The sequence below is a fragment of the Streptomyces sp. CA189 genome (assembly GCF_056428985.1).
In genome coordinates this window covers 1-23,953 of sequence record NZ_JBWJVM010000022.1, presented here as the reverse complement: position 1 = coordinate 23,953, position 23,953 = coordinate 1, and the positions used below count along the sequence as shown (strand labels likewise).

The 23,953-nt window shown below is 70.0% G+C and carries 15 protein-coding genes; 8 read left to right on the top strand and 7 right to left on the bottom strand.

Features of this window, described 5'->3' with window-relative positions; all coding sequences use genetic code 11:
* Positions 1–148 precede the first annotated feature (148 nt).
* Positions 149–1,096, top strand: coding sequence for a DeoR/GlpR family DNA-binding transcription regulator (locus AC061S_RS18620; RefSeq protein WP_478687083.1), 948 nt, complete (start codon positions 149–151; stop codon positions 1,094–1,096).
* 117 nt (positions 1,097–1,213) lie between these two features.
* Here the strand turns inward: AC061S_RS18620 and AC061S_RS18615 are convergent, their stop codons facing one another.
* Positions 1,214–4,324, bottom strand: a complete 3,111-nt coding sequence (locus AC061S_RS18615; protein ID WP_478687082.1) for a DNRLRE domain-containing protein — start codon at positions 4,322–4,324, stop codon at positions 1,214–1,216.
* Positions 4,325–4,901: 577 nt separating this feature from the next.
* On the opposite strand from AC061S_RS18615, the gene AC061S_RS18610 reads away from it, so the two are divergent.
* Positions 4,902–12,188: a ricin-type beta-trefoil lectin domain protein gene (locus AC061S_RS18610; protein WP_478687081.1), complete on the top strand. Its 7,287-nt coding sequence runs from the start codon at positions 4,902–4,904 to the stop codon at positions 12,186–12,188.
* A gap of 28 nt (positions 12,189–12,216) precedes the next feature.
* On the top strand, positions 12,217–12,738 hold the full coding sequence (locus AC061S_RS18605; protein ID WP_478687080.1) for a hypothetical protein: 522 nt from the start codon (positions 12,217–12,219) through the stop codon (positions 12,736–12,738).
* A gap of 92 nt (positions 12,739–12,830) precedes the next feature.
* On the opposite strand, the gene AC061S_RS18600 is transcribed toward AC061S_RS18605, so the two are convergent.
* Positions 12,831–14,585 (bottom strand): acetyl/propionyl/methylcrotonyl-CoA carboxylase subunit alpha, encoded by a 1,755-nt coding sequence (locus AC061S_RS18600; protein WP_478687079.1) that lies wholly within the window; start codon positions 14,583–14,585, stop codon positions 12,831–12,833.
* 441 nt (positions 14,586–15,026) lie between these two features.
* On the opposite strand from AC061S_RS18600, the gene AC061S_RS18595 reads away from it, so the two are divergent.
* A complete protein-coding gene (locus AC061S_RS18595) occupies positions 15,027–15,602 on the top strand; it encodes a hypothetical protein (protein ID WP_478687078.1) in 576 nt (191 codons plus the stop codon).
* On the opposite strand, the gene AC061S_RS18590 is transcribed toward AC061S_RS18595, so the two are convergent.
* From AC061S_RS18590 to AC061S_RS18570, 5 genes are all read right to left on the bottom strand, one after another.
* Positions 15,583–16,191, bottom strand: a complete 609-nt coding sequence (locus AC061S_RS18590; protein ID WP_478687077.1) for a Maf family protein — start codon at positions 16,189–16,191, stop codon at positions 15,583–15,585. The genes AC061S_RS18595 and AC061S_RS18590 overlap by 20 nt on opposite strands.
* A 43-nt stretch (positions 16,192–16,234) precedes the next feature.
* Positions 16,235–16,369: a morphogenic membrane protein MmpB gene (mmpB, locus tag AC061S_RS18585; protein WP_478687076.1), complete on the bottom strand. Its 135-nt coding sequence runs from the start codon at positions 16,367–16,369 to the stop codon at positions 16,235–16,237.
* A 93-nt stretch (positions 16,370–16,462) separates the two neighbouring features.
* Positions 16,463–16,672: an acyl-CoA carboxylase epsilon subunit gene (locus tag AC061S_RS18580; RefSeq protein ID WP_478687075.1), complete on the bottom strand. Its 210-nt coding sequence runs from the start codon at positions 16,670–16,672 to the stop codon at positions 16,463–16,465.
* A gap of 19 nt (positions 16,673–16,691) precedes the next feature.
* Positions 16,692–18,287 carry an acyl-CoA carboxylase subunit beta gene (locus AC061S_RS18575; protein WP_478687074.1) on the bottom strand — a complete coding sequence of 532 codons (1,596 nt, stop codon included), beginning with the start codon at positions 18,285–18,287 and terminating at the stop codon, positions 16,692–16,694.
* A gap of 55 nt (positions 18,288–18,342) precedes the next feature.
* Positions 18,343–19,308 (bottom strand): RNA-guided endonuclease InsQ/TnpB family protein, encoded by a 966-nt coding sequence (locus AC061S_RS18570; RefSeq protein ID WP_478687073.1) that lies wholly within the window; start codon positions 19,306–19,308, stop codon positions 18,343–18,345.
* Between the two features lie 88 nt (positions 19,309–19,396).
* Between AC061S_RS18570 and AC061S_RS18565 the strand changes: the two genes are divergently transcribed.
* The 4 genes from AC061S_RS18565 (at position 19,397) to AC061S_RS18550 (ending at position 23,706) form a co-directional block, all read left to right on the top strand.
* Entirely contained in the window at positions 19,397–20,260 is an 864-nt protein-coding gene (locus tag AC061S_RS18565) for a biotin--[acetyl-CoA-carboxylase] ligase (RefSeq protein WP_478687072.1), read from the top strand.
* A gap of 297 nt (positions 20,261–20,557) precedes the next feature.
* Positions 20,558–21,649 carry an adenylate/guanylate cyclase domain-containing protein gene (locus AC061S_RS18560; RefSeq protein WP_478687143.1) on the top strand — a complete coding sequence of 364 codons (1,092 nt, stop codon included), beginning with the start codon at positions 20,558–20,560 and terminating at the stop codon, positions 21,647–21,649.
* A 26-nt stretch (positions 21,650–21,675) separates the two neighbouring features.
* A complete protein-coding gene (locus AC061S_RS18555; RefSeq protein ID WP_478687071.1) occupies positions 21,676–22,467 on the top strand; it encodes an enoyl-CoA hydratase/isomerase family protein in 792 nt (263 codons plus the stop codon).
* 120 nt (positions 22,468–22,587) lie between these two features.
* A complete protein-coding gene (locus AC061S_RS18550) occupies positions 22,588–23,706 on the top strand; it encodes a GGDEF domain-containing protein (RefSeq protein ID WP_478687070.1) in 1,119 nt (372 codons plus the stop codon).
* Positions 23,707–23,953 lie beyond the last annotated feature (247 nt).

The following is a 23,953-nucleotide window of genomic DNA, read 5'->3' as shown; positions in this document are numbered from 1 at the left end:
GGCTTTGGAGTGGGTGGTCGGCCCGTCGCGGAGCAGGTGCGCGGCGGGCCGACCGCGTATACCACTAGTTGCCCTACGGTACGGACAACTTCGGAATTCCGGCGCAAAGAGCTGAAAGCAGATGGTCGTTGGGGTTACTGTCAGTTTCGTGTTCGCTGCAGAACGTCGCCAATTGATCCTCGAAATGGTGCGGGCCAACGGAGCGGTATCGCTCCGGGAGCTCGCCCGCGTCGTCCAGACCTCCGAAGTGACCGTACGGCGGGACGTGCGGGCACTGGAGGCAGAAGGACTCCTCGACCGCCGGCACGGCGGTGCGGTACTGCCGGGCGGTTTCACGCGGGAATCCGGCTTTCCGCAAAAGTCCCATCTCGCGACGGCGGAGAAGACCGCCATCGCCGATGTCGCGGCCGGACTCGTCGAAGAAGGCGAGGCCGTGGTCGTCGGCGCCGGCACCACCACCCAGGAGCTGGCCCGCCGGCTCGCCCGGGTGCCCGGACTCACCGTCGTCACCAACTCGCTGCTCGTCGCACAGGCCCTGGCCCATGCGAACCGGGTGGAGGTGGTGATGACGGGCGGAACCCTGCGCGGGTCCAACTACGCGCTGGTCGGCAGCGGTGCCGAGCAGTCCCTCCAGGGGCTGCGGGTCTCGCGGGCCTTCCTGTCCGGCAGCGGTCTCACCGCCGAGCGCGGGCTGTCCACGTCCAACATGCTCTCCGCGAGCGTGGACCGGGCGCTGGTGCAGGCCGCGGCGGAGGTGGTGGTCCTGGCCGACCACACGAAGCTCGGGACGGACACCATGTTCCAGACCGTGCCGACCGACGTGATCACACGGCTGGTCACGGACGAGCCGCCGCCGCACGACGACCGGGCCGGTACGGAGTTGCAGGCACTGGCGGACCAGGGCGTGCAGATCACCGTGGCCGGGGGCGCCGCTTCCGGCGGAGCCCCCGGCGAGGGAATGGCCGGGCGCCGGCCGCGCCGGGAGTCCCCGCTGCCGGTCCAGCGCCGCGGCGGGCCGCAGCTGCGCAGCGCGGGCGCCATGGCCGAAACGCCACCGGGGGAGCGCGCCCGCGTCGCGGACATGCGCCGCCGGTAGCCCTACGGAAGCGGCGCCCCGCCCCAGACATCGGTGTCTGGGGCGGGGCGCCGGTTGTCCGTGCGGGGCGCCGGTTGTCCGTGCGGGTCGCCGCTTGTCCGTGCGGGTCGGGCCCGGCTATCCGATGGTGAGGAAGGTGTTCCAGCTGTCCTCTTCGGCGCCGGAGGCGTTGCCGTAGGTGGTGGTGCCGCCTTGGAAGAGGTACTGGATGCCGTCGGCCCGGACTCCCCAGATGTCGGGGATGCCGTCGCCGGTGGCGTCGGCAGTGCCCAGGACCTTGGGCCAGTCGGCGCGGGTCCAGGCGGTGGTGGCGTAGGTGTTGTCGACTCCGTCGGCGGCGTTGGCGGCGAACTGGAGCGAGGTCAGGTCGGCCCCGATGCCGTTCGGACCGGGCTTGCCCTTGCGCAGGGCCATGGTGCGGTTCGCGTTGGAGTTGTCGCGGAAGAGGAGGTCGGGGACCTTGTCGCCGGAGACGTCGCGGACGCCGACGAGGTCACGAGCCGCCCAACCGGTCGCCATCTTCCGGTACGAAGCGAAGCTGGAGCCGGTGTAGCCGGAGAACGCCCAGAAGGCGTCCGCGTCCAGGGCGAAGAGGTCTCCCAGGCCGTCGCCGTCCGCGTCCTCGGTGACGATGATCTGCCGGAAGGTGGACGCGTCGGGTGCGGAGAGCGGCATCTGCATCTCCTGGCGGCGGCCGACGTCGAACTGTCCGGTGCCGGTGCCGGGGTAGATGTAGATCTTCCCGTCAGGCATGCGGGCGATGAGGTCGGTGATGCCGTCGCCGGGATGCCAGTCGGTGGCGTGTCCGATCAGCGCGGGCGTGGTCCCGGAGGGATCCTTGAAGTAGCCGGGCGCGACCGGCTTGCCGTTCTCGACCGCGCCGGGGATCCAGGCGTCGGTGTCGCCCTTCTTGTCACCGGCGTAGGTGCGCAGGTTGCCGTCCTTGTCGATGGCGAGGATGTCGGGGCTGCCGTCACCGGTGACGTCACCGGGGGTGTCGGTGCCGGGACGCGCCTGGACGTAGAAGAGGTACTCGGTCTGGACCGAGATGTTCCCGGACGTGCCGACGGTGCGGACGTAGAGGACGTTGGGTCCGGCGGTGTCGACCTGGAGTTTGATGGTGGCCAGGTCGGTGCCGGCGCCGGGAACGGCCTTGTTCTCCCAGGTGGGGTGGTTCAGGGCCCACTGGTACTCGCGGATGCTGCTGCCGGGGGTGCCGTTGCCCCGGATCTCGAAGCTCTGGTTGGGGGTGCTCGCCGGGTTCACGCTCCACTCGGCGCCGTCGGGCCCGGGGACGGGGAAGTCGGTGGACTTCACCGCGGGGCTGGCGGGGGCGACGTGGTCCACGGTGAACGTGCACCAACCGCCGCCACCGGAGTCCAGGGGTCCGGAGCCCGGGGCGCCGAAGCCGTCGGAGTCCACGGCGCGGGCGAGCCAGTAGTACTTGCGGCCGGAGGTGAACTTCGACCACGGCACGGTGCGGTTGACGGTCTGGTCGCTGTTGACCGCGATCCACTCGTTGTGGACGTTCGTGCCCGAGGCCGCGTCCCAGACCTCGATCTGCAGCTTGCTGAGGTTCCCGTCGCGGTCCTTGCCCTTGACCTGGAAGTTGATGTCGGTCTTGCCGATGCTGGTCCCCGTGCCGCTGGTCAGGCAGGCGCCACCCGGGCTGGTGCTCATGTTCGCGGCGACCGGGATGTCCGGCGGGGTGTTGTAGGTGATCTCCAGGTACGGGGCCGACTCACCGTTCGCCAGGAGCTTCTTCCAGTAGTACGAGTCCGACTCGTTCGGTGCCTTGAACCCGAGCGCCAGCCCCGTCCAGCCACTGCTCGCGGCCTGCGTGACCAGGCCCTTGATGTCGGGGGCGACCCAGTTGTCGGGGCAGGAGGAGTTGTAGCCGTAACCGGCGTCCTCCGAGGCCACCTTGTTGCCCCACCAGCCCGTCGTGTTGTTCCACGTACTCGACGAGGTCACCAAGTAGGTGGAGTAGATGTCCATCGGCTTCTTCGTGCACGACCACGAGTAGGTCTGCAGGGCACGCACGACCGCGGTACGGATTCCCGCTCCGTGGAGCTGGCTGCCGAACTCGAAATTGAAGATGGAACGGGAGGTGCCGCCGGAGGTGGATTCGTATCCGACGCGGGCTTCGTTGGTGCCCGAGGCGTTGAAGTTCTGTCCGTTGTAGAAACTGCTCCCGCCGGCCGTCTTGTAGAGCAGCGACCACGCGTATTTGCGGCCCTTGAAGGAAGGGTCGATGAATACCGGAAACACGGTGTCCGCCGCATTCAGCAGCGCCGTGTCCGGCTTCAGCGAGAGGTTCCCCTCCGTCAGGGAGGCTGCCGCCACGGAAAGGTGCGCGCCCTCCGCACCTGCCAGACCCTTCAGACCCAGCGTCGGATGGTCCTTGGCCGCTTTCGGGGCCTGCCACGCGGGGACGTCATCCGTGGTAAGGACCTTGCCCGCCGAATCCCACATCAAAGGCGACGGTGAACCCGCCACCTCCTCGTCCTTGGCGTCGCGAGCACTGACCGAACCGGATTCGGCGTCCAGCTGGAATCGCAGATCTGCGGAAGCCAGACGGTAGTTGATCTGCGCGAGGAGGGGGTCGGCCGCGGCCTGCTTGTCCTTCACGACCAGCAGGTGCGAATAACCGCCGTCCTGCGCCGTCATCACCAGGTCGATCCCCGGCCGCACGTTCTCGTACAAGGCCCGCGGACCGTCGACCACCGGCGCCGGCAGCACACCCGGCCAGCTCACCGCCATGTCATGACCGTCGACGTTCAACCGGACCAGCTCGGTCCACACCTGCCCCGGCTCGTCCACCGTCAGCGCCGAACGCACCACACCGCGCGAAGCCCGTGCGCCCGCGGCCGCCGTACCTGCACTGAAGACGACGGCCCCATTGACGGCCTTCGCCGCGTAACCGGCCTCCGTCTTCGCCAGGTTGGTGTCGATCGGCTTCCATGCCTCGCCGACCTTCGCCCGTACCGCCGAGCTGAAGACCTGCTTCCTGAAGGACCCGTCCGGCTGTGCCCAGGTCGTCGTGTTCGGACTGCGCTCCGCCGTGACCTCGACGTCCTTGCCGGTCTCCTCCGCCAGCTTGCGCGCCTCCGGAGCCGCCAGCGGCCCGGCGGCGTCCTTCGCCGCGGGCTTGCCGTCCTGGACGTCGCCCCCGCGCAACTGCACGCCGACCGGTACGGCCACCGCGAGTGCGAGCAGCGCGGCCACACCTCCCAGATTCCTGCGACGCCGGAACCACGGGCGTGCGGGTGTTGCGGGTGTGTCGGCCACACTCTCGGAAACGGCTATCGGCGGTCTTCCGCCTTTGGAGCCACTCAAAACCACGACGGTCCTCTCCCCCCTCGGGCTCGCGCTCGCGCAGCCTTCGGTACTCACAAACGACTTCGGCAATCGACCCGGAACGCGAAAGTCCGCTCCCCGCGCACCCTTCGCGCGACGGGCGCGCGAGTTGAGCATGGGCCATCCGTCCGCGAAGGGCACGCCCGAAAATCGGCGAACGCCCTGTGTATTGGGGTGGGTTTCCATCGATTGTCTCGGGATTGTGCACGTAAAGAAGTGATACATGCCACATGGATAAAGCGAGGTTGGTGTTTCAGGTCGCAGGACCACAGAATCGGTGGACTATGTCAGTCTCCTGCCGCGCGCGCGTTTTCGCCGTAGCGGCAGATCGTGGGGGGTCCACATGTCGCCGTTGTCGGCGGACAGATTTCACCTGCCCGGAAATGGAAAGGCGCGCACTCAACGTGCGCGCCTTGCCGGGCGCATAGGCATCACGGTCTCCGTGATGCTGGTTGCATCCCTTCTGCCCACCGAGTCCTGGGCCGCTCCACCGGGCAACCGGGCAGGAGTCGATCTGCCCGGCCTGCAAACGGACTTGAAGGCCAAACTCGACAAGATCGAGGCGGCCAAGCTCGAAGGGTGGTCCGGTGCACCGGCCCAACCGCCCGTGGATTTCGAGCCGTCCAAGCTGAACCCGCCCGCCGCGGGAACGGCGGACGTCGCCCTGGCCGGCGACCAGCTCGTCCAGGCCGGGTCCCTGCCGGTGAGCATCGGCAAGGCTTCGCCGACCGAGAGCAACCCGACCCCGCCGGCCCCGTCGGGCACTTGGTCCGTGGGCGTCGAATCCCGTGCCGCGACCGAGGCCGCCAACATCGACGGCGCACTCATCAAGGTCACCCCGCCCGCCGACGCCTCGACCCCGGTCGACGTCCAGCTGGACTACAGCCAGTTCAAGGACCTCTACGGGACCGACTGGGCGACCCGCCTGGAGATCAAGCAGCTCCCCGAGTGTTTCCTGACCACTCCGCTGCTCCCGGAGTGCAATACGGCCAAGACGGTGCCCAGCACCAACGACCCGGCGGCCGGCACCGTCCGTGCGACGGTCGACCCGGCGACCGCTCCGGCCCAGGGCATGCGCACCATGGCCCTCGGGGGCGGCGGACCGATGGTCCTCGCCGCGTCCGACTCCGGCAAGGGCCCGGGCGGAACGTACAGTGCGACCCCGCTCGCGCCCTCCGGCAGCTGGTCCTCCGGCGGCAACAGCGGTGACTTCTCCTGGTCCTACCCGCTGGGCATCCCCGAGACCCCCGCCGGGCCCGCGCCCAAGATGGCCTTCACCTACTCGTCGCAGTCCGTGGACGGCAAGACGTCCGCGGCCAACAGCCAGGGCTCCTGGATCGGTGACGGCTGGGGCTACGAACCGGGCTACATCGAGCGGCGCTACCGCTCCTGCTCGGACGACCTGAAGGCCGTGCCGAGCAAGCCGAACAACGACAACTCCACGGACAAGAAGAAGGGCGACCTCTGCTGGTCCGGCGACAACATGGTGATGTCGCTCGGCGGCAGCACCACCGAGCTGGTCCGTGACGCCACCTCCGGCCAGTGGGTCCCCGCGTCCGACGACGGTTCCAAGGTCGAGCGCAAGACGGACGCCACCATCGCCAACGGCGCGAAGGACGGCGAGTACTGGGTCGTCACCACGCCCGACGGCACCCGCTACTTCTTCGGCCGCCACGACGTGGACGGCGCCGGCACCCGCGCTGTGACCGACTCGGTGTTCACCGTCCCGGTCTTCGGCAACCACACGGGCGAGCCCTGCTACCAAGCCGCTTTCGCGGACTCCTCCTGCGTCCAGGGCTGGCGCTGGAACCTCGACTACGTCGAGGACATCCACGGCAACGCGATGATCGTCGACTGGAAGAAGGAGACCAACCACTACGCCAAGAACGAGAAGTTCCAGGCGAAGGTCTCCTACGTCCGCGGCGGCTACCCGACCCAGATCACCTACGGTCTGCGTGCCTCCAACCTCTCCGGCGCCCCGGCGGCCAAGATCGAGTTCACCCTCGACGAGCGCTGCATCAAGGAGGGTTCCGCGAAGTGCACGGACACCGAGTTCGAGTCGAAGAACTACGGTGACAAGCAGGCCTGGTGGGACACCCCGTCGGCCCTGCACTGCAAGGCCGACGCCAAGGACTGCTTCACCACCTCGCCGAGCTTCTGGACCCGCAAGCGCCTGACCGCCGTCACCACCTGGGGCCAGCGCACCGAGGGCTCCACTGCCCTGTCCCTGGTGGACCGCTGGAGCCTCACCCAGTCGTTCCCCAAGCAGCGCACCGACACCCACCCGCCCCTGTGGCTGGAGTCCATCACCCGGACCGGCTACGGCACCGGGAAGGATGAGGGCGGCAACCAGCTGAGCGTCACGCTGCCGCCGGTGACCTTCCAGGCGAACCTCGTGGACATGCCCAACCGGGTCGCGACCGGCCCGAGCGACGCCACCCCGGACTTCGACCGGCTCCGCGTGGAGACCATCCGCACCGAGACCGGCGGCGACGTCTACGTCGACTACTCCGCACCGTGCGCGGTCGGCACCACGCACCCCAAGCCGGAGGAGAACACCACCCGGTGCTTCCCCGTCCACTGGTCGCCCGACAGCGACCTGGAGAAGCCCCCGCTGGCCTGGTTCAACAAGTACGTCGTCGAGCGCGTGGTCGAGAAGGACCGCGTCGCCCGCCAGCCCGACGTGGTCACCAGCTACACCTACGAGGGTGACCCGGCCTGGGCCAAGGACACCGACGAGTTCACCAAGCCCGAACTGCGCACGTACGGCCAGTGGCGCGGCTACGCCTCGGTGCTCACCAAGAGCGGCGTGACGGCCAACGCGGGCCAGAGCGATGCGACGGTCGAGTCGCAGAGCCGTACGCGCTTCTTCCGCGGCATGTCCGGCGACGCGGGACGCGCGAAGATCACCGTCAAGGACTCCACCGGCAAGGAGACCCTCGGCGAGGACCTGCCCCAGTACCAGGGCAGCCCCGCCGAGGCCATCACTTACACCCAGGCCGGCGGCGCCGTCGACAAGCGCGTCCTGACCTGGCCGTGGAGCCAGAAGACCGCCACCCGCCCCCGGGACGGCACCACGCCGCTGGAGGCCTACCGCAGCAACGTGTCCCGTACGGACACCATCCAGACCGTCAGCACCGGCTTCCGCGTGGGGCGGTCGCTGAACACCTTCGAGACCACGTACGGGCTCCTGACCTCCGCCCAGACCGAGACCCGCGCCGAGGACGGCGCGGGCGCATCGGTCATAGGCGACCAGGGCTGCACCGTCACGACCTACGTGCACAACACGGCCAAGCACTTGATCGGCCTTCCCCAGCGGGTGCGGGCCACCACCGGCGACTGCGCCCAGGCCGCCACCGCAGCCCTGGTCTCCGACACGCGCACCTCCTACGACGCGCTCAACGCGTTCGGGACCGCGCCGGTGAAGGGCCTGCCCTTCCAGGTCGAGAGCAACGACGCGGCGGGCACCGGCTGGACGCCCACCGCGCGCTCCGAGTACGACGCGCTCGGCCGCACCGTCAAGGTGTACGACCCGGCCGGCAACGCGACCAGCACGGTGTTCACCCCGGCCACCGGCGTCCCGTTCAGTACGAAGACGACCAACCCCGCCGGCCACACGAACAGCGTCAAGGCCGATCCGGGCCGCGGCACCGTCCTGGAGACCACGGACGCCAACGGCCGCAAGTCCACACTGGCCTATGACAGCCTGGGCAGGACCACGGCCGTCTGGACCTCCTCGCAGAAGACCACCGATCCGGCCGCGCAGACCTTCGACTACCAGATCGGGGAGCAGCAGACGCCGGTCGTCACCAGCCGGACCCTGCGCGACAACGGCACCTACGCCAGCTCCGTGACGATCTACGACGGTCGCCTGCGGCCGCGCCAGACGCAGGCGGACACACTGGGCGGCGGACGCCTGGTCACCGACACCCTCTACAACCAGAACGGCACGGTCAGCCAGACCAACAACGGCTACTACGCGGAGGGCAAGCCGGACGACAAGATCTTCGTCCCCGAGACCGTCTTCCACGTTCCGAACTCCACGAAGACCGCCTACGACGGTCTCGGACGTGCCGTCCGTGTGACGACCCTGTACGCCGACGTGCCGCAGTACTCCAGCACGAGCAGGTTCGAGGGCGACTGGACGCTCACCCGTACCGCCATGTCGCCCGACGGCACCTCGCCGCTGTCCGGCAGCCGCGCGGTCAAGACCTGGACCGACACGTCGGGCCGGATCTCGCTGGTGCAGCACTACACGGCGACCGACCTCACGACCTGGAAGGACACGCGCTACAGCTTCGACCGGCGCGGCAAGCTGGAGAAGGTCACCGACCCGGCCGGGAACAAGTGGGCCTACACCTACGACGCCCGCGGCCGGACGACCTCGACCGAGGACCCCGACACCGGAAAGTCGACCTACACGTACAACAACCTCGACCAGCAGGTCTCCGTCACCGATTCCGGCGGGCGCACCCAGTTCACGACGTACGACGCACTGGGCCGCACGACCGAGGTGCGCGACAACGCCGCGGACGGCGCCCTGGTCGACTCGTGGACGTTCGACTCCCTGGCCGGCGCCAAGGGGCTGCCGGTGGCCTCCACCCACTACGAGGGTGCGGTGGAGTACAAGAACGAGGTCACCGCCTACGACACCGAGTACCGACCCACCGGCACCAAGATCACGATTCCGGACGTCCCCGCCACGAAGGGGCTGGCCGGCACCTACGCGTACGGCACGACCTACACCCCGCGGGGCAAGGTCCAGTCGACGACGGTGCCCGCGACGCCGGGTGGTCTCGCGGCGGAGAAGCTGATCACGCGCTACGACGCGGACGGCATGCCCAAGACCTTCTCGGGCCTGTCCTGGTACACGTCCGACATCGTCTACAGCCCGTACGGCGAGGTCCTGCGCACGGCATCCGGCAACGCGCCGAACCAGGTGTGGACCACCAACCTGTACGACCGCAACTCGGGCCGGGTCCAGCAGTCCATCAGCGATCGCCAGACCGCCAACCCGAACCGGATCTCGGCCCTCTCCTACACCTACGACACGGTCGGCAACCCGACCTCCATCACGGACACCCAGACCGGTGGCCGGGTCGACCGCCAGTGCTTCAACTACGACGCGGTCGGTCAGCTGACCAAGGCCTGGACGGCCAAGAGCGCGAACTGCCCCGCCCCGAGCCTGACCGAGGTCACCCCCGGCCCGGACGGTGACGGCTACTGGCAGGACTACCAGTTCGACCTGATCGGCAACCGCACCAAGCTCGTCGAGCACGACCTCACCAACGCGGCCCTGGACGACGAGACCAAGTACACCTACGGCGTCACCGTCGCCGGAAACGGCGCACTGCCGCCCACGACCACCCAGCCGCACGCCCTCTCGAAGGCCGAGAAGACCCTCAAGACGGCGAACTCCACGGTCAATTCGCTCTCGACCTACGAGTACGACGCCGCCGGCAACACCAAGACCCGGAAGATCGGCGGCGACACCCAGAACCTCACCTGGGACCGGCGCAACAAGCTCAGCACGGCGAGCAGCCCGGGCATCGGATCGGCTTCGGTCGTCGGCATGGCCGGCAAGTGCCTCGACGTCCAGTCGGGCTCCCTCACCGACGGCACGCCCGTCCAGATCTACCCCTGCAACGAGACCAGGGCCCAGCAGTGGAAGCTGAGCGGCAACACCGTCCAAGCCCTGGGCAAGTGCCTGACGGCGGACGGTCTGTACGCCCGTCTCGCGACGTGTGACGGAAGCACCAAGCAGGCGTTCACCTACCGTCCCGCCGACAAGACGCTCTACAACGCCGCGGCGAACGCGTGCGTCACCGTTCCCAACGACAACCCCGCAGACGGCAACGACCTCCACATCTACGCCTGCGCCGCGGGCGGTGTCCCGGCCCAGCAGTGGAGCTTCGACAACACCACCACCTACATCTACGACACCGACGGCAACCGCCTGATCGAGGAGACCGGAACCTCTCGGACCCTCTACCTCGGCGAAGCCGAGATCACGGTCGACAAGACCGGCCGGGCCGTCGACGCGGTCCGCTACTACACCGGCCCCGGAGCCACCACCGTCCGCACCACGTACGGCCAGCCCACGGGACACAAGCTCAACGTCCTGCTGTCCGACCACCACAACACGGGGACGGCCTCGGTCGACCAGTCCGCCGGACAGAAGGTCACCCGGCGCAAGACCGACCCGTACGGCAACACCCGGGGCGGAGTGGTGAACGACTGGCCCGGCAGCCGGGGCTTCCTCGGCACCGGCGTCGACGACTCCTCGACCGGCCTGACCCACATCGGGGCCCGCGAGTACGACCAGGCCACGGGCCGGTTCATGTCGGTGGACCCGCTCATCGACATCACCGACCCGCTCCAGATGAACGGCTACACGTACTCCAACGGCAACCCCGTCTCCAATTGGGACCCGTCGGGCATGGCGCTGGAAGAGTGCGCCAGCGGCATGTACGTGTGCGGCAACCGCGGTACGACGATCATCACTCAGGGCAAGCGGTACGACCAGATCGTCTCGCAGAACAAGGCCGCCGAGCGACAGCACGCCATCAACCGCCAGTACGCCCGGCACTACGGATGGGGCGTGGTCGGCAAGGCCCAGCAGTCGTACGACCGCGCGGTGGAGAAGTTCACCTCGGGCCAGAAGATCGTCCGCAACACCAGCAACACGTCCAAGGACGAGTTGCGCAGGATGATGGTCAAGTACGACCCGACCAGCGGAAGTGTTTCCAAGCAGGTCGCCTACAAGATGTGGCTGTACGGGGCCTCCGAAGAGGAAGTCGAGTACTTCAGCGGTCACTACTGTGACTTCCTGTCGTGCAACTCGCCGGTCGAGGCACTGCTCAGCGGCAAGAACATCGATACGCCCCTGTACGAGCCGACCGATGGCGAACGCATGGGAGAGGCGTTCGCCGCGGGTCTCGCCTCAAGGGTCGGGGCACGTGGAATGAAGGGGAAGACCCGGCCGAAATTCTGCGGGGCGAACAGCTTCGTCGCCGGAACCCAAGTCCTCATGGCCGACGGTTCCACCAAGCCGATCGAGGAACTCGAACCGACGGACCAGGTCCTCGCGACGGATCCGGAGACGGACCAGTCGGTAGCGAAGCCGGTCACGGCCACGATCGTCACCGCGGACGACAAGACCTACGTCGACCTCTCCATCTCCACCGCCGACGGCGTACGGACCATCACGACCACCGGTCACCACCCGTTCTGGTCGGAATCCGACCAGGCCTGGCGCGACGCGGAGGACCTGAAGCCGGGTACGACGCTGCGCACGGACGAGGACGCGACGGCCGAGGTCGCCGCCACCCGCGTCTACCAGGCGGTCAACAAGACGTACAACCTGACCGTCGCGGATCTCCACACGTACTACGTGCTCGTGGGTGCCACGCCGGTGCTCGTGCACAATTCGGGCGGCGATCCGGTCGACTTGACCGGCAAGAGCCACACGGCCTGGAAGCGCGGCACCTATCGCATCGACATCGAAGGCTCTCCGAGCGGTGTGCAGATGCACTTCCAGGTTCAGATCAACGGCGTCGCGTCCAGCAAGGCTCCCAAGTACCACTACGATCCGGCCACGGGCGAGTTCGAGGGGATGCCGAACAGCCTCAAGAAGGATCTGAAGAAGAACTATCCCGACTTCGCCAAGGGCATGAACAAGGCGATCGATGTCTTCGACAGGGCCAGGGCGGGGACTCCGGGATGCTTCTGAGGGTTTTTTCCACGAGCGAGGATTTCAGATGAGCAGAATGAGTTTCCGTGCCCTGGAGGTCCTCGGGAAGGATTTCCTGGGCGGCGTCAATGCGGCGGACCGCTACGGTCCGCTGAGCGAGGTGGTCGACGAGGGCTGGGTCGTCGACCGGGGAGCCAGTCTCCTGACCGCCTTCCGCGAATCGTACGTCGGTGACCGGTCGAGGTTTCCCGGTACGGGTAGCTACGAGGCCGCGGTCAACGGGCGGGGTGTCCCCGACCACGATGCCGTCGGCACGGCCGATGAGCAGATCGAGCTCCTCATGCGGCGAGGGACCGCTTTCGCGTGGGATGCGCTGCACGCGGCCGGCACCCTGCCCGGGGTACCGCCGCTCCTCGCTCGCATCTCGGCGGATTCCGTCCTGACGGATCCGGACAGCTGGACCGGATATGTCAGCTTCGTTTCGTCGGAATTCGCAGCGGAACTGGGGGTCGGCACGCACGTCGATCTGCCCGGGATCCAGATCGTGCTGTCGAGCGCAGACTGTGTGAACCCGCTTCCGGTGCAGTGAGACACCAGGAAGTGAGCCGGAACTGAGAACGGCCCGTGTTCCCCGGAAGGGGGGCACGGGCCGTCTCTTTGTCGCCGGTGGTGCGGAGGAGGTCAGTCCTTGATTTCGCAGATCGCCGCGCCGGAGGTGAGCGACGCTCCGACCTCCGCCGCGAGGCCCACGATCGTGCCCGAACGGTGCGCGTTCAGCGGCTGTTCCATCTTCATGGCTTCGAGGACGACGATCAGGTCGCCCTCGTTGACCTGCTGGCCCTCCTCGACCGCGACCTTCACGATCGTGCCCTGCATGGGCGAGGCCAGCGTGTCGCCGGAAGCGGCCGGACCGGACTTCTTGGCCGCGCGGCGCTTGGGCTTCGCGCCGCCCGCGGCGGCCGTGCGGGCCAGGGTCATGCCCAGCGAGGACGGGAGGGAGACCTCCAGGCGCTTGCCGCCGACCTCGACGACCACGGTCTCGCGGCCGGGCTCGTCCTCGGAGTCGTCCGCGGCGGGGACCACGAAGGCGGGGATCTCGTTGACGAACTCGGTTTCGATCCAGCGGGTGTGGATCGTGAACGGGTCCGCGGTGAAGGCGGGGTCGACGACGACCGCGCGGTGGAAGGGGATGGCCGTGGCCATGCCCTCCACCTCGAACTCGGCCAGCGCGCGCGCCGCCCGCTGCAGGGCCTGCTCGCGCGTGGCACCCGTAACGATGAGCTTGGCGAGCAGGGAGTCCCAGGCCGGGCCGATGACCGAGCCGGACTCGACGCCCGCGTCGAGGCGGACGCCCGGGCCGGACGGGGCGGCGAACTTGGTGACGGTGCCCGGCGCCGGCAGGAAGCCGCGGCCCGGGTCCTCGCCGTTGATGCGGAACTCGAAGGAGTGGCCGCGCAGGACCGGATCCCCGTAGCCGAGCTCTTCGCCGTCGGCGATGCGGAACATCTCGCGGACCAGGTCGATGCCGGTGACCTCTTCGGTGACCGGGTGCTCGACCTGCAGGCGGGTGTTGACCTCCAGGAAGGAGATCAGGCCGTCGGCGGAGACGAGGAACTCGACCGTGCCGGCGCCGACGTAGCCGGCCTCCTTCAAGATCGCCTTGGACGCGGCGTACAGCTCGGCGTTCTGGGCCTCCGTCAGGAACGGTGCCGGGGCCTCCTCGACCAGCTTCTGGTGGCGGCGCTGCAGCGAGCAGTCACGGGTCGAGACGACGACCACGTTGCCGTGGGAGTCGGCCAGGCACTGGGTCTCCACGTGCCGCGGCTTGTCGAGGTACTGCTCGACGAAGCACTCCCCGCGGCCGAAGGCGGCCACAGCCTCGCGGACGGCGGAGTCGTAGAGCTCCGGGACCTCTTCGAGGTTCCGGGCGACCTTCAGGCCGCGACCGCCGCCACCGAAGGCGGCCTTGATCGCGATCGGCAGGCCGTGCTCCTTGGCGAAGGCGACGACCTCGTCCGAACCGGAGACCGGGTCGGGCGTGCCGGCCACCAGCGGCGCGCCGGCGCGCAGCGCGATGTGGCGGGCGGCGACCTTGTCACCCAGGTCGCGGATCGCCTGCGGCGGCGGGCCGATCCAGATCAGACCCGCGTCGATGACGGCCTGCGCGAACTCGGCGTTCTCGGAGAGGAAGCCGTATCCGGGATGGATGGCGTCCGCACCGGAGTCGGCTGCGGCCTGCAGGATCTTGGAGATGTCCAAGTAGCTGGCGGCCGGGGTGTCACCGCCCAACGCGAAAGCTTCGTCGGCCGCGCGGACGTGCAGAGCGTCCCGGTCCGGATCGGCGTAGACGGCTACGCTCGCGATCCCGGCATCCCGGCAGGCCCGAGCAACGCGGACTGCGATTTCGCCACGGTTGGCGATGAGCACCTTGCGCACGATGGCTCCCTCCTTGAAACAAGCTGAGTTTAGGGACAGCCCACACGGCCTTTCGACCCTTCCCCGGTGGTGACCTTGCCCACACGGACTGTGATCCGAGTCGACCCCGAGTCGATAAAACCCTTGTGGCGCCCCATGTCAGGGGGATCCCCGACTGCACAGTAACCCTGCCGTGTGTCCGGGGTCTCTGTTCGCCGGGTCAGCGGCCCGGGGTGATTCTTTGTCGAATCCCTACGAACGGCCCATGCATTCCTTGCACGGGCGCGGTGTCGGCGCCGGGCGGCCGCCGTGCGGCGGCCCGACCGTAACGAAGAGGTCCCGGCCCCTTGTCCGAAGGTTTACCCGTTAGTAGCCTCCAGGCGTCGAACGGGCTTGTGCATGCGGGGTGGGGGCGTCGTGGCTGGTGTGGGTGGCGTGGGTGCCGTGGTGCTGCGGAGATCCGTGGCCGGAGCGACCGCGGTCGTACTCGTCGTGGAGGCGGCGGTGCTCGGCTTCGTCCACCTCGTCCTGGGCCGGACCACCGAGAACCAGGCGATGTCCATCGCGGGCGCCGATCCGGACGTCATGTCGAAGGCGACCTACGCGCTGGGCGCCGGCATGGCCCTGTTCCTGGTGGCCTGCGCGGTGTTCCTCGTCGTCGCCGCGGCCCGCGACCGGGCCCCGGGCACCTTCGCGCGCGTGCTCCTCGTCAGCGCCGCCGTCACCCACGGACTGCTCGGCGCCCTCGTCGTCGGCCTGGTCGGCTGGGGCGCCTTCGCGGTGATGATGCTGATCCTCTGCCTGCTGGTGCTGAGCCTGACGCTCTACGCGGCCAAGGGCGCCGCGGGCGGGGCCGAGGGCGGCGCCGGCGGCCCCGCGCAGGGCTCCAGCGGCCCCCTGGACGGCTTCGGCGGCCCCGGCACCCCCGGCGGCACCCCCGGCGGCGGGCCCGAGATCCGGGACGCTCCGCCGGGCCACCCGCTCGCGGACTTCGGCGACTTCGGCGGGCTCGGGGACGTCAAACCCACAAGTCCGTGATCGACACGCCCAGTTCGGCCAGCAGCGAGCGCAGCAGCGGCATGGAGATCCCGATCACATTGCCGTGATCCCCGTCGATGCCCTCGATGAAGGGGGCCGACAGCCCGTCCAGGGTGAACGCCCCCGCCACGTGCAGCGGTTCCCCGCTCGCCACGTACGCCGCCACCTCCGCGTCCGTCGGCTCGCCGAAGCGGACCGTCGTCGACGCCGTGGCCGAAACCCGACGGCCGCTCGCCGTGTCGATCACGCAGTGCCCGGTGCGCAGCACCCCGGCGCGCCCGCGCATCGACTTCCAGCGGGCCGTGGCCTCCTCGGCGTCGGCCGGCTTGCCCAGCGCCTCGCCGTCCAGCTCCAGCACGGAGTCGCAGCCGATCACCAGGGCGCCCGCGGCCTCGTCCAGGGCCGCCACGACGGCCGCCTTCGCCTCGGCCAGCGCGAGCGCGAGCTCGGCGGGGGAGTCTGCGATGAGGGCGTCCTCGTCGAAGCCGCTCACGATCACGTGCGGGGCGAGCCCGGCCTGCCGCAGCAGGTTCAGCCGGGCGGGCGAAGCGGAGGCGAGGACGAGGGCGTGGCGGGGGGCAGCAGTCATGCCTGCCATCGTAGGGGCGGCCCGGAGGGCCCGGCTCGCGGCGCTAGAAACCGCCCACGCCCAGCACGTACACCACGACGACCATCGCGATGACGACGATCACCGTCATCCGCCGGATCATCGCCGCGGCGTCGCGCATGTCCTTCGGCGGCTCGTTCTTCGGGTCTGACCAGAGCATGCCCCGATCCTGGCCTCGGGGACTCCTGCGGCGCCTGAGTACGGGTACTCAGGCGCCGCAGGCAGTTCACGCCATCTTCACGCGCGGCCGCACCTACGCGGGCCAGTACGTACGGCCCCACGCGCCCGGCCCGGGGCGCGGCAGGGTCCGCCGGGCCACCCGGCCCGGCGCCGCCCACGCGTCGGCCACCCGCACCGCGCCCGACGGCTCCGACGCGAGGGCCGCCGCGCGCGCTCGGACCACCGCCAGTGCGGCGGCCAGCTCCTCCGGGGTCGGGTTCCCCTTGACGACCTTGATCACCACTGTGAGCTCCTCGTGCCTGCTAGAGCGGGATGTTGCCGTGCTTCTTCGGGGGCAGGGACTCCCGCTTGGTGCGCAGCTGCCGCAGCCCCTTCACCACGTGCGCCCGGGTCTCGGACGGCATGGTCACCGCGTCGACGTAGCCGCGCTCGGCGGCCGTGTACGGGTTCAGCAGCGCGTCCTCGTACTCGGTGATGAGCCGCGCCCGGGTCTCCTCGGCGGTGCCGGCCTCCTCCGCTTCGGCGATCGCGCGGCGGTGCAGGATGTTGACCGCGCCCTGCGCGCCCATGACGGCGATCTGCGCCGTCGGCCAGGCGAGGTTGAGGTCGGCACCCAGGTGCTTGGAGCCCATCACGTCGTAGGCGCCGCCGAAGGCCTTGCGGGTGATGACGGTGATCAGGGGCACGGTCGCCTCGGCGTACGCGTAGATCAGCTTGGCGCCGCGCCGGATGATTCCGTTGTACTCCTGGTCGGTGCCCGGCAGGAAGCCCGGTACGTCGACGAAGGTCAGCACCGGGATGTTGAAGGCGTCGCACGTCCGGACGAACCGGGCCGCCTTCTCGGACGCGTCGATGTCCAGGCAGCCGGCGAACTGCATCGGCTGGTTGGCGACGACCCCGACCGGGTGCCCCTCGACGCGGCCGAAGCCGGTGAGGATGTTCGGCGCGAACAGCGACTGCGTCTCCAGGAACTCCGCGTCGTCGAGCACGTGCTCGATCACCCGGTGCATGTCGTACGGCTGGTTCGCGCTGTCCGGGATCAGCACGTCGAGCTCGCGGTCGCTCTCGGAGACCTCGGTGTCGGCTTCCTCGGGGAAGGCCGGGGGCTCGGAGAGGTTGTTCGACGGGAGGTAGGAGAGCAGCGACTTCACGTACTCGATGGCGTCCTTCTCGTCACCCGCCATGTGGTGCGCGACGCCGGACGTGCTGTTGTGCGTGCGCGCCCCGCCCAGCTCCTCGAAGCCGACGTCCTCGCCGGTGACGGTCTTGATGACGTCCGGGCCGGTGATGAACATGTGCGAGGTCTGGTCGACCATGACCGTGAAGTCGGTGATGGCCGGGGAGTACACGGCCCCGCCGGCGCAGGGGCCGACGACCAGGCTGATCTGCGGGATCACCCCGGAGGCGTGGACGTTGCGGCGGAAGATCTCGCCGTACATGCCGAGCGCGCTGACGCCCTCCTGGATGCGGGCGCCGCCGGAGTCGTTGATGCCGATCAGCGGGCAGCCGGTCTTCAGCGCGAAGTCCATCACCTTCATGATCTTCTGGCCGTAGACCTCGCCCAGGGCCCCGCCGAAGACGGTGAAGTCCTGGGAGAACAGGGCGACGGGCCGCCCGTCGACGGTCCCGTAGCCGGTCACGACGCCGTCGCCGTACGGGCGGGTCTTCTCCAGCCCGAAGTTCGTCGACCGGTGCCGGGCGAACTCGTCCAGCTCGACGAAGGACCCCTCGTCCAGCAGCAGGGCCACCCGCTCACGCGCCGTCAGCTTGCCCTTGGCGTGCTGCTTCTCCACCGCCCGCCCGGACCCGGCGTGCGTGGCTTCCTCGACGCGGCGCTGCAGATCCGCGATCTTCCCCGCGGTGGTGTGCATGTCGATCGGCTCTGACGGTTGTGACATCGGGGTCGCGGCTCCCTGCGTGGTGTCAACTGCCTGGTGACTTACTTGGTTTTTACTAGCTACTGGTGCGTAGCGTATCGGCGGGCATGGTGCTCGGCGGTGCGGCGTTTGACACACCTAATCTGGGTTGCTTGGCCTCGCCGTGCCCCCTAGGGGGCACGGTCCCGACCCTCGCGGGCGGGTTTTCCTGCTTCACTGCGGACCGCCTGCCGGGAGGGCCCCCGGCAGGTCTTCCGTCCGCTCGACAGGCAGACACCGCCGACCCGGCGGCCAAGAGATTGACGGCTGCGTTGCCGTCCCGGTCGTGAACGGCGCCGCAACCCTCACAGGTCCACGTACGGACGTTCAGCGGCATCGTGGCGGCGATGGCACCGCAGGCCGAGCACAGCTTCGAGCTGGGGAACCACCGACCCACGACGACCAGCTCTGCGAGGACAGCCAGGGCCGTCAGGCCGGCATCGATCCCGACCGTGGCGGTGGTGGTGGGCATGGGGGCGGGGCTGTCCTCGCAGAGCAGGGAGGCGAACCAGCGTCCGGCCGAGTCCCGGGACACGGTCACTGTGGTCGGCTCCGCGCCTTCCGGAAGGCGACGCGACCAGACGATGGGCAGGGGGTTCGGCATCTTGGCGAGGGTGAGCTCCGCGTTCCGGTAGCGGAACGCGGAGCGGGTGTACTCGGCGCTTGCCCGAGACTTCCGTTTCGCTTTGAAGCGCGGGTATCCGGACCGGCGTCCCCAGAACGCGGTGAAAGCGCTCTGCAAGTGCCGCAGTGCTTGCTGGAGGGGTACGCAGGAGACCTCGGCCAGGTAGAAGAGCTCTTCGGACTGCTTCCATGCTGTGAGCAGGGCCGAGGTCTGGGCGTAGTTCACGCGTTCCCCGCGTGCCCAGGCGTCGTTACGGGCGGCCAGCGCGAGGTTGTAAACCTTCCGCACGCACCCGAATGTCTTCGACAGCTCTGTCACCTGCGCGTCATCAGGGTAAAAACGAAACCTGAACGCCCTCTTTACCGGAGAATCCCCCACAGCCCGGACGCTAGGGTCGATCACGATCCGTACGCAATCCCGGGTCAGAGGGTCACGTAAAACGATATAGCGACATAAGGATCCGATCATGCCATCAGATGCTTCAGCAGGTGCTCCCGCGGGCCGTTGGTCGAGTCTGGACCGGCCGCCCTTGAACGTCGCCGCGCTGCAGCGGGCCCTCGTGACCGGCGAGGGGCTGTGGAGCTCGCTGGAGGTGGTGGGCTCCACCGGGTCCACCAACAGCGATCTCGCCGCACGGGCCGCGAAGCTGCCCGAGGGGGCCGTGCTCGTCGCCGAGGAGCAGACCGCGGGACGGGGCAGGCTCGACCGGAGCTGGGTCGCGCCCGCGCGGTCCGGGCTGTTCTTCTCCGTACTCCTGAAGCCCGGGCCCTCGGTGCCGCAGGAGCGGTGGGGCTGGCTGACGCTGCTGGCCGGGGTGGCCGCCGCGACCGGGGTCTCGCGGGCCGCCGGTGTGGACACCGCCCTCAAGTGGCCCAACGACCTGCTGGTCACCGTGGACGGGGAGGAGCGCAAGACCGGCGGGATCCTCGCCGAGCGCGTCGGCGACGGGGTCGTCGTCGGGATCGGGCTCAACGTGACGCTGACCGACGCCGAGCTGCCGGTGGACACCGCCGGGTCGCTGTACCTGGCCAAGGCGACCGTCACCGACCGGGACCCGCTGCTCAGGGCCGTACTGCGGTCCCTGGAGCAGTGGTACGGGAACTGGCGCGCGGCCGGTGGCGATCCGGCGGCGAGCGGTCTGCAGGAGACGTACGCGGCGGGCTGCGCGACCCTCGGCAAGCACGTGCGGGCCGAGCTGCCGGGCGGGCGCACCCTCACCGGGACGGCCGAAGCGGTGGACACCGACGGACGGCTCGTCGTACGGACGGCGGAGGACAAGCACGAGGCCGTGGGGGCAGGGGACGTCGTGCATCTGCGGTCCGTGCGGTAGCCCGCCGGGGCACCGCCCCGGGTGACGGAGTAGGGGAGTGAGCTACGGCACACCTGCCGTATGGTTTAGGCGATCCCGGTCCTCGCGGTGATCACCCGGTTCGGCAGTGCGCACGGAATGGACAGGAGGCGGCCCTTGACCGTCGACGACCCTCAGTCCAGCGCGCCCGCCCCCGGAACGGGGACGGGCGGTGCGGGCGGCTCCGGCGGCTCGGCCGGCTCGGCGGCTTCGACCGGTGCGTCGGCTTCGGCCGGCTCGGCCGGTCCGGTTGCCGGTTCGGGAGTCCACGCCACTCCGATCGGGCGCGAGCAGCACACTCCCCACCACGAGGTCGACCACACGGCCCAGCCGACGGCCGACCCGCTCGCCATCCGCCTGGAGCAGTTGATCCTGGGCGCCGAGCGCCGGTACACCCCCTTCCAGGCGGCCCGCAGTGCCGGGGTCTCGATGGAGCTCGCCTCCCGCTTCTGGCGGGCGATGGGTTTCGCGGACATCGGCCAGGCCAGGGCTCTGACGGAGGCCGACGTACTGGCGCTGCGCCGGCTCGCCGGCCTCGTCGAGGCCGGGCTGCTCAGCGAGCCGATGGCGGTCCAGGTGGCGCGGTCCACCGGGCAGACCACGGCCCGGCTCGCGGAGTGGCAGATCGACTCCTTCCTGGAGGGGCTGACGGAGCCGCCGGAGCCGGGGATGACCCGCACGGAGGTCACGTACCCGCTGGTCGAGCTGTTGCTGCCGGAGCTGGAGGAGTTCCTCGTCTACGTGTGGCGGCGCCAGCTCGCGGCCGCCACCGGGCGGGTCGTGCAGGTGGCGGACGACGAGGAGATGGTCGACCGGCGCCTCGCGGTGGGCTTCGCCGACCTGGTGGGCTTCACGCGCCTGACGCGGCGGCTGGAGGAGGAGGAGCTCGGCGAGCTCGTCGAGTCCTTCGAGACGACCTCGGCCGACCTGGTGGCGGCGCACGGTGGCCGTCTGATCAAGACGCTGGGCGACGAGGTGCTGTACTGCGCCGACGACGCGGCGACGGCGGCGGAGATCGCGCTGCGGTTGATCGAGACGATGGAAGCCGATCCGCAGATGCCGGAGCTGCGCGTGGGCATCGCCTTCGGGACGGTGACCACCCGGATGGGCGACGTCTTCGGGACCACGGTGAACCTGGCCTCGAGGCTGACGTCGATAGCGCCGAAGGACGCGGTGCTGGTCGACGGCGCGATGGCCGAGGAACTGGGCCGTACGGGTGCGGCGCCGGTCTCGGAGAAGGAAGCGGAGAACGAGGAGGGCGGCGGCGCCTACCGCTTCGCGCTCCAGCCGCTGTTCCAGCGCCCGGTGCGCGGCCTCGGCGTCGTGGAGCCCTGGTCGCTGACGCGGCGGAGCCCTAAGATCCCCGGATAACGTTCGTTAACCGGGAGGGTCGCCCTGTGTCCGAATCTTCAGAGTTCGTCGCCGTACACCGGCATGAGGGCGGCGTCGCCGAGCTGGTTCTGGACCGGCCCAAGGCGATGAACGCCGTGTCGACCGAGATGGCGCGGGGGATCGGCGCCGCGTGCGCGGAGCTGGCTGCGGATTCCTCGGTACGGGTGGTCGTGCTCTCCTCCACCGCCGAGCGGGCGTTCTGCGTGGGCGCGGACCTCAAGGAGCGCAACTCCTTCTCGGACGCCGAGCTGCTGCGGCAGCGGCCGACCACGCGGGGTGCGTACGGGGGAGTGCTGGAGCTTCCGATGCCGGTGATCGCGGCGGTGCACGGGTTCGCGCTGGGCGGCGGCTTCGAGCTGGCCCTGGCGTGCGATGTCATCGTGGCCGACGAGACGGCCGTCGTCGGGCTGCCCGAGGTGTCGGTCGGGGTGATCCCGGGCGGCGGCGGCACCCAGCTGCTGCCGAGGCGCGTGGGGGCGGCGCGGGCCGCGGAGCTGATCTTCACCGCCCGGCGGGTCGAGGCCGCGGAGGCGCTGGCCCTGGGGCTGGTGGACTCGGTGGTGCCGGCGGGGTCGGACCGTGAGGCCGCGCTGGCGATGGCGGCGGCCATGGCGGCGAACTCCCCGGTCGGGCTGCGGGCCGCCAAGCGGGCGCTGCGGCTCGGGCACGGCATGGACCTGACGGCCGGGCTGGAGATCGAGGACGCGGCGTGGCGGACGGCGGCCTTCTCGGGGGACCGGGCCGAGGGCGTGGCGGCGTTCAACGAGAAGCGGAAGCCGGAGTGGCCCGGCGTGTGACCCGGCCCGGCCCGGCTCGGCCCGGCTCGATGTGCCCCGATGTCACCGGGTGTGATCTTGGTGCCACCGAATGTCGCGCCAATTGTCACTAAATCGGACAAAACTCCCTAACCTGGGGTGATGGGTGTTGATGGGCGGCTCCGAGCCGTTGTGGGCCTCGCGCAGGCCATGGCGGCCGCGTGCGCGCCGCGGGACAGTGTGCGGGCCGCCGCGCGCGGGGCGAGGCTGGCGATGGACGGATCGTTCGCCGCGATCTCCGCGTGGGAGCGGGAGCGGGGGCGCCTGCGGGTGCTCGTGAACGAGGGGGAGTGCAGGGCCGGGGAGGAGGAGTTCCCCGAGGACGAGTCGTACCCCGTGCACGACTTCCCCGAGATCACGGAGTTCCTGCACGAGCGGTGGGTCGGCGGGGGCGGCCCCCACGCCTGGGTGGACAGCGCGGTCGGGGACCGGCCGGGACGCAGGGGCGAGGCACTGCGGCGGCGCGGCCGCGGTACGTGCGTGGTCGCCCCGATCGTGCTGAGCGGGCGGGCCTGGGGCGAGCTGTACGTGGCCCGGGACGAGGGCATGGCGGACTTCGACGAGGACGACGCGGAGTTCGCGACCGTCCTCGCGGCGGTGATCGCGGCCGGGCTGGCGCAGAGCGACCGGCTGGAGGAGGCCCGGCGGCTCGCCTTCACCGACCCGCTGACCGGGCTGGCCAACCGGAGGGCCGTGGACATGCGGCTCGACGAGGCGCTGGAGGAGCACCGGCGCAGCGGGGCCGAGACCGTGGTGAGTCTGGTCGTCTGCGACCTGAACGGCCTCAAGAAGGTCAACGACACCCTGGGCCACGCGATGGGCGATCGGCTGCTGGAACGGTTCGGCTCCGTGCTCAGCCTGTGCGGGGCGATGCTGCCGGGTGCGCTGGTCGCGCGGCTGGGCGGGGACGAGTTCTGCCTGGTCAGCGTGGGGCCTTCGGCGGACGAGGTGGTACGGGTCACCGAGGAGGTCTGCCTGCGGGCCGCCGAGCTGGAGCTCGGGGAGGGGGTCGCCTGCGGGGTCGCCTCTACGGGGGATCCGATCGGGCCGGTGAAATCCTCGCGGCGGTTGTTCCGGCTGGCGGATGCGGCGCAGTACAAGGCGAAGGCGGCGCGGTCGGCGAAGCCGGTGGTCGCGGGGCGGGACACGGCGGTGGTCCGGCTCGCCGACGCGGAGCCCGGGGGGCCGGGGGAGCGGCGGCGGTTCCGGGGCCGTGCGTAGCCCCTGGCCGGGTGTGGGGGCCCGCCGCGGTGGCGGGTGCGCCGCTGCGCCCCTTGCCGCTGCGCGGGGCTGTCCCCGACCCGCCCTTCCACCGTTCCCCGGGCGCTGCCCGGACCCGCGCCTCAAACGCCGGCGGGGCTGGGGTGTGTGCCCCGGCGCTGCCCGGACCCCGGTCCTCAAACGCCGGACGGGCTGGAGGGGTGCCGGGCTGCGCCCGGACCCCTCGGGGCTCCGCCCCGGACCCCGG

Coding starts and splice junctions, on each gene's coding strand:
- AC061S_RS18565 (WP_478687072.1), top strand. CDS start 19,397: ATGCCATCAGATGCTTCAGCAGGTGCTCCCGCGGGCCGTTGGTCGAGT.
- mmpB (WP_478687076.1), bottom strand. CDS start 16,369: ATGCTCTGGTCAGACCCGAAGAACGAGCCGCCGAAGGACATGCGCGAC.
- AC061S_RS18605 (WP_478687080.1), top strand. CDS start 12,217: ATGAGCAGAATGAGTTTCCGTGCCCTGGAGGTCCTCGGGAAGGATTTC.
- AC061S_RS18610 (WP_478687081.1), top strand. CDS start 4,902: ATGCTGGTTGCATCCCTTCTGCCCACCGAGTCCTGGGCCGCTCCACCG.
- AC061S_RS18575 (WP_478687074.1), bottom strand. CDS start 18,287: ATGTCACAACCGTCAGAGCCGATCGACATGCACACCACCGCGGGGAAG.
- AC061S_RS18550 (WP_478687070.1), top strand. CDS start 22,588: ATGGGTGTTGATGGGCGGCTCCGAGCCGTTGTGGGCCTCGCGCAGGCC.
- AC061S_RS18590 (WP_478687077.1), bottom strand. CDS start 16,191: ATGACTGCTGCCCCCCGCCACGCCCTCGTCCTCGCCTCCGCTTCGCCC.